The organism is Roseomonas sp. TS2 (assembly GCF_058833935.1).
This window is the reverse complement of sequence record NZ_JCACVY010000238.1, coordinates 1-5,459: the sequence shown is the minus strand read 5'-3', so window position 1 is coordinate 5,459 and position 5,459 is coordinate 1. Positions and strand designations below refer to the sequence as shown.

General features: G+C 74.4%; 6 protein-coding genes and 1 pseudogene. 3 read left to right on the top strand and 4 right to left on the bottom strand.

Going from position 1 to position 5,459, the window contains the following annotated elements:
• The 4 genes from ACZJYS_RS22245 to rfaD form a co-directional block, all read right to left on the bottom strand.
• A partial coding sequence (locus tag ACZJYS_RS22245) for a laccase domain-containing protein (protein WP_493180357.1) occupies positions 1-327 on the bottom strand: 327 nt, incomplete at its 3' end.
• Positions 324-1,316 carry a class I SAM-dependent methyltransferase gene (locus ACZJYS_RS22240; RefSeq protein ID WP_493180358.1) on the bottom strand — a complete coding sequence of 331 codons (993 nt, stop codon included), beginning with the start codon at positions 1,314-1,316 and terminating at the stop codon, positions 324-326. The genes ACZJYS_RS22245 and ACZJYS_RS22240, both read right to left, overlap by 4 nt.
• 41 nt (positions 1,317-1,357) lie before the next feature.
• The gene (gene lgt / locus ACZJYS_RS22235; protein ID WP_109516530.1) at positions 1,358-2,164 is read right to left on the bottom strand and encodes a prolipoprotein diacylglyceryl transferase; all 807 of its coding nucleotides are present in this window, start codon (positions 2,162-2,164) and stop codon (positions 1,358-1,360) included.
• Positions 2,165-2,177: 13 nt separating this feature from the next.
• Positions 2,178-3,170 (bottom strand): ADP-glyceromanno-heptose 6-epimerase, encoded by a 993-nt coding sequence (gene rfaD, locus ACZJYS_RS22230; protein WP_109516531.1) that lies wholly within the window; start codon positions 3,168-3,170, stop codon positions 2,178-2,180.
• 168 nt (positions 3,171-3,338) lie between these two features.
• Here rfaD and ACZJYS_RS22225 point away from each other — a divergent pair, with 168 nt between their 5' ends.
• The 3 genes and pseudogenes from ACZJYS_RS22225 to ACZJYS_RS22215 all read left to right on the top strand — a co-directional run.
• The gene (locus ACZJYS_RS22225; protein ID WP_493180356.1) at positions 3,339-3,884 is read left to right on the top strand and encodes an accessory factor UbiK family protein; all 546 of its coding nucleotides are present in this window, start codon (positions 3,339-3,341) and stop codon (positions 3,882-3,884) included.
• 88 nt (positions 3,885-3,972) lie between these two features.
• Positions 3,973-5,127, top strand: coding sequence for a GNAT family N-acetyltransferase (locus ACZJYS_RS22220; RefSeq protein WP_493180355.1), 1,155 nt, complete (start codon positions 3,973-3,975; stop codon positions 5,125-5,127).
• Positions 5,128-5,221: 94 nt separating this feature from the next.
• Positions 5,222-5,459: pseudogene (locus ACZJYS_RS22215) on the top strand (DMT family transporter); the annotation flags it as partial.

Genomic DNA, 5,459 nt, shown 5'->3' with positions numbered 1-5,459 from the left:
GCAATCGGCGGTGACGACGCCGAGCGCCAGGCCGGGGCGGTCGGTCACCAGCGCGTCCGCCGTCGGGCGGGCCTCGTTCGGGATGGGCTGGCCGACCACGGCCACGGCCACGCCATGCACCTGGTGCGCGCCGGAGAGGGCGCCGGCCGGCAGGCCCAGCGCGTCCATGGCGCGGGCGCGGTTCGTGGCCACCGCCGCCGCGTCGTCCTGCCCCGAGAGGGAGCAGTTCAGCGTGGCGAAGCCGCCCTTCGAGACGCCGCCGCGGCGGGTGAAGAAGCCGTGCGGCAGGCCGGCGAAGAGGTCGGTGGAGAGGAATTCGGCGGTCATGCGGCCTCGAAGCCCGGCGGTGGGGTCAGGTCAGGGTGGCAGATCGCCAGCGCCTTGAACAACCGCCCCATGCCTTCCGGGGCGATCAGCCGCTGCGCGGCGGAGAGCTGGTGGCCCGCCGAGGCGGGGGCGGCGCGGGCCAGCATGGCCGCCCGCGTCACCAGCCCGAGCGATTGCAGGAACAGGCCCTGCGGCACCGGCCCGTGCACCGCCGCGCCGGCGGCGCGGGCGGCGCGGGCGAGGGCGGCGAAATCGACATGCGCGGTGATGTCGGCGCTGCCGGGTGGGCCCAGCGGATCGGCGGCGCGGTGGCCGCTGAGCGCCTGCAGCGAATCGCCCAGCCCGGAGGCGGCGGGGCCGTAGTCCAGGAACAGCGCGGCGCCGCCCTGCGCCGCCAGCCGCGCCGCCAGCCCGGCCACGAGGCCGCGTGCCGCCTCGGAGACCTCCTGCACCGCGCCCTCCGGCGCCGAATCGGGCAGCTCCAGCCCGGCCACCGGGCCGGCGGGGCGCTCGGTGAAGGTGCCGGCCAGGACATGGCGCTCGGCCCAGCCCGCGCCCCGGCGGACGAACTGCCGCACCGGCAGCGCGTCCAGGAACTCGTTGCCGAGCAGCAGCAGCGGGCCGTCCGGCAGGGTGGAGAAATCCTCGTGCCAGGTGGCGGCGGCGCCGGCGAGCGGCGCCTCCAGGGCGCGGGCCTGGGCGGCGCGCAGCGCCGGGCTCTGCTCCACCAGATGCACCCGCAGCGCGGCGCGGAAGCCCGGCATCACCTGGCCGATGGCGCGCAGGGCGTCGGCCATCAGCGTGCCGCGGCCCGGGCCGGCCTCGGCCAGCAGCACCGGCGCCGGGCGGCCCATCGATTGCCACAGCACCGCCGCCCACAGGCCGAGGCACTCGCCGAAGGCCTGGCTGATCTCGGGCGCGGTGGTGAAGTCGCCCCGCGCGCCGAAGGGGTCGCGCCCCGCATAGTAGGCGGCGGCGGCGCGGGCCATGAAGCGGTCCAGCCGCTCGGGGGCCTCCGGGGCGGGATCGCTCACGCCGCGGCCACCCTGTCGCGCGGGGCGAGCAGCATCAGGGCGAGGCCGGCCAGCACCATCGGGATGGAGAGGAGCTGCCCCATGGTGGCGCCGCCCCACAGGAAGCCGAGCTGCGCGTCCGGCTGGCGGAACAGCTCGCCGATGATGCGCGCCACGCCGTAGCCGGCCAGGAAGGCGCCGGCGGTGAAGCCGCGCCGCGCCCGGATGGCGGGGATGCGCACCAGCACCTGCAGCAGGACGAACAGGCAGAGCCCCTCCATCGCCGCCTGGTAGAGCTGGCTGGGGTGGCGCGGCTCCGGCCCGCCATGCGGGAAGACCATGGCCCAGGGCACGTCCGAGACGCGGCCCCACAGCTCGCCATTGATGAAGTTGGCCAGCCGCCCGAAGAACAGGCCGATCGGCACCACCGCCGTCAGCCGGTCGCCGAAGCGGCGGATGGAGAGGCCGTGGCGGCGGCAGAACAGCACCAGCGCCAGGATCACCCCCGCCGCGCCGCCATGGAAGGACATGCCGCCGCGCCAGAGGTAGAAGGCCTCCCACGGCGCCGAGAGGTAGTGGTCCGTCTGGTAGAACAGCACGTAGCCGAGCCGGCCGCCGAGGATGACGCCAAGCACCGCCCAGGTGACGAAATCGTCCACCTGCTCGGCCGAGGCGGCCACCGGCGGCAGCGCCACCAGCCGGCGCATCAGCCGCCAGCCCAGGATGATGCCGGCGATGTAGGCCAGCGCGTACCAGCGGATCGCCAGCGGGCCTATCTCGATCAGCACCGGGTCGATGGCGGGGAAGGGCAGGGCGAGGAGCATCCGGGCGCCGCCTTCAGCGATACGGGTCGGGGCGGGTGAGGAAGTCCTGCACGTAGCGCCGCACCCCGTCCTCCAGCCCGGTGGCGGCGCCGGTGAAGCCGGCCGCGCGCAGCCGCTCCATCCGCGCCTGGGTGAAGTACTGGTACTTGCCCACCAGATCGACCGGCATCTCGATGAAGGCGATCTCCGGCGTCCGGTCCAGCGCGGCATAGACCGCCCGCGTCAGGTCGAGGAAGCTGCGCGCCGTGCCGGTGCCGACGTTGAACAGCCCGCTGGCCTGCGGGTTGTCCAGCAGCCAGAGCATCACCTCCACGCAGTCGTCCACATGCACGAAGTCGCGCAGCTGCTCGCCATCGGCGATGCCCTCGCGGTCCGACTTGAAGAGGGTGGCGGGGGCGCCGGTCATGATCTGGCGGAACTTGTGCAGCACCACGCTGGCCATGCGGCCCTTGTGGTGCTCGTTCGGGCCATAGACGTTGAAGAACTTCAGCCCGGCCCATTGCGGCGGCGCGGCGCGGCCGCGCGCCAGCAGGTCGGCCACGCGCCGGTCCGTCGCGTGCTTCGACCAGCCATAGAGGTTGAGCGGCCGCAGCGCGGCCAGCGCCGCGGGGGAGGCGTCGTCGTCGAAGCCCAGCGCGCCGTCGCCATAGGTGGCGGCGGAGGAGGCATAGACCAGCCGCACCCCGTGCTCGGCGCACCAGGCGAAGAGGCGCAGCGTGAGGGAGAGGTTGTTCTCGGCCACCAGGTCACCGTCGCGCACCGTGGTGTCGCTGATGGCGCCGAGATGGAAGATCATCTCGGGGCGCGGCGCGTCCTCCAGCCAGTCCCACAGCTTCTCGGGCGGCAGGATGCCGGCGATCGGGTGGTGCGCCAGGTTGCGCCATTTCTCCCGGCCCGGCTCGCCGCTGCGCAGCCGGTCGCAGACCAGCACCTCCGCCCCCCGTTCGCAAAGTGCCGCGACGAGGTTGGAGCCGATGAAACCGGCACCGCCAGTGACCAGATACATGCGCGAGCCTTCCGCGACGATGGACCAGCGGGGGGAATGGTCGCCCGCCGGGCGGGCCGGGTATAGGCGGCGTGCGCCGGCCCCGGCAACCGCCCCGGTCGATCCAAAAGGCGCGAGCCGCCGGCACGGGCCAGGAGCCCGCAGGCGCCGCAACAAGGAGAGTGGATGATGGAATCGGGTTCTGAGAGCGGCGCCGGCAATGGCCCTGGCCGCCGCGGCCGCCTTTTCGACGATCTCGCCGGCCTGGCCGGCGGTGCCTTCTCCATGGTCTCGGGGCTGCGCGCCGAGGTGGAGGCGATGGCCCGCTCCCAGGTGGAGATGATGGTGCAGCGGCTCGAGCTGGTGAAGCGCGAGGACCTGGACGCCGCGCTGGAGGTGGCCCGCCGCGCCCGCGAGGAGAGCACCGCCCTGGCTGCCCGCGTGGCCGCGCTGGACGCGGTGGCGATGGGCTGGCTCGGCCTGCGGCTGATGCGCCAGGTGGCGGTGCTGCACGGGGTGCGCCCCGGCACCTTCGTGCTGGGGCGGCTGCTGCGGCGGCTGGCGCTCTCCGCCGGGCTGGCGGCGGGGGCGGACATCGTCACCGAGGCCGGCGTGGAGCAGCTGGTGGAGGGCCATGCCGCCAAGCTGGCCGGCGGCGCCGCGGGGGCCGCGGTGGCCGCCCGCCGCATGGTGCGCCTGGCCGGCGCCACCGCCCTGGCCTGCCGCCCGCTCTAGGACCGGGCTTCCCCGCGCGGGAGAGAGAAGCGGGCGCGGGGCGCCGCCCCGCCTTGCGCGTTCCCGGTTGCGGCGCACATGCTGGGCCATGCCCGATGGTGCCCCCGAGCTGACCCTGCGCCTGCATCCCGCCATCGCGGAGATTCCCGCGGCGGAGTGGGATGCCTGCGCGGGGGACGACAACCCCTTCGTCAGCCATGCCTTCCTGTCGGTGCTGGAGGACAGCGGCTCGGCCTCCGCCCGCACCGGCTGGCTGCCGCAGCACGCCGCGCTGCGCGACCCGGAGGGCCGGCTGCTGGCCGTGGCCCCGGCCTACGCCAAGAGCCACTCCTATGGCGAATACGTGTTCGACCATGCCTGGGCGAATGCCTTCGAGCGCGCGGGCGGGCGCTACTACCCGAAGCTCCAGGTGGCGGTGCCGTTCAGCCCGGTGCCGGGGCCGCGCCTGCTGGCCCGCCCGGATTCCGGCCTGCCGCCGGGCGCGCTGGCCCAGGCCCTGGCGCAGGCGGCGGAGCAGCTCGGCCTGTCCTCCGCCCATGTCACCTTCTGCACGGAAGCCGAGTGGCACGCGCTGGGCGAGGCCGGCTGGCTGCGGCGCATCGGCACGCAGTTCCACTGGAGCAATGCGGGCTATGGCAGCTTCGAGGATTTCCTCGGCGCCCTGTCCAGCCGCAAGCGCAAGCAGCTGAAGCGCGAGCGGCGGGACGCGCAATCGGCCGGGCTCACCTTCCGCACGCTGCGCGGCGCCGAAATCACGCCGCGCCACTGGGCCGCCTTCCACCGCTTCTACATGGACACGGTGGACCGCAAATGGGGCAGCGCCTACCTGACGCCGCGCTTCTGGCCGCTGCTGGCCGAGCGGCTGGGCGAGCGGGTGGTGCTGATGATGGCCGAGCAGGAGGGCCGCCCCGTCGCCGGCGCCCTGAACCTGATGGGGCGCGAGGCGCTCTACGGCCGCAACTGGGGCACCACGGTGGAGACGCCCTTCCTGCATTTCGAGCTCTGCTACTACCAGGCCATCGACTTCGCCATCGCGCACGGGCTGAAGCGGGTGGAGGCGGGGGCGCAGGGGCAGCACAAGATCCAGCGCGGCTACCTGCCGGTGCCCACCTATTCGGCGCACTGGATCGGCCATGGCGGGCTGCGCCGCGCCGTCGCCGAGTTCCTGGACGCCGAGCGCCCGGCCATGCTGGAGGAGATGGCGGCGCTGGCCGAGGCCTCGCCCTTCCGCCAGGAGGACTGAGCGGAGGACTGAGCGGAGGACTGAGCGCGCCCCCGCTTGGCGCCACCCCGGAAGCCTGCGACCCTGCGCGCGCCAACCGCCGCGCCGGAGCCGCATGCTGACCGCCTATCTCCAGTTGGGTTCCTCGATGGCGCTGGTCGGCCTCAACGTGGCGGTGGCGAAGCTGCTGGCGGGCGCCCTGCCCATCGCGCTGATCGTGCTGCTGCGCTGCCTGCTGGCCTGCGCGGTGCTGTGGCCGCTGGCCCGGCTGCGCGAGGGCGGCGCCATCCCCTCCGGCGCCGTGCTGCGCAACCTGGCGCTGCAGGCGGCGCTGGGCACGCTGCTCTACAACG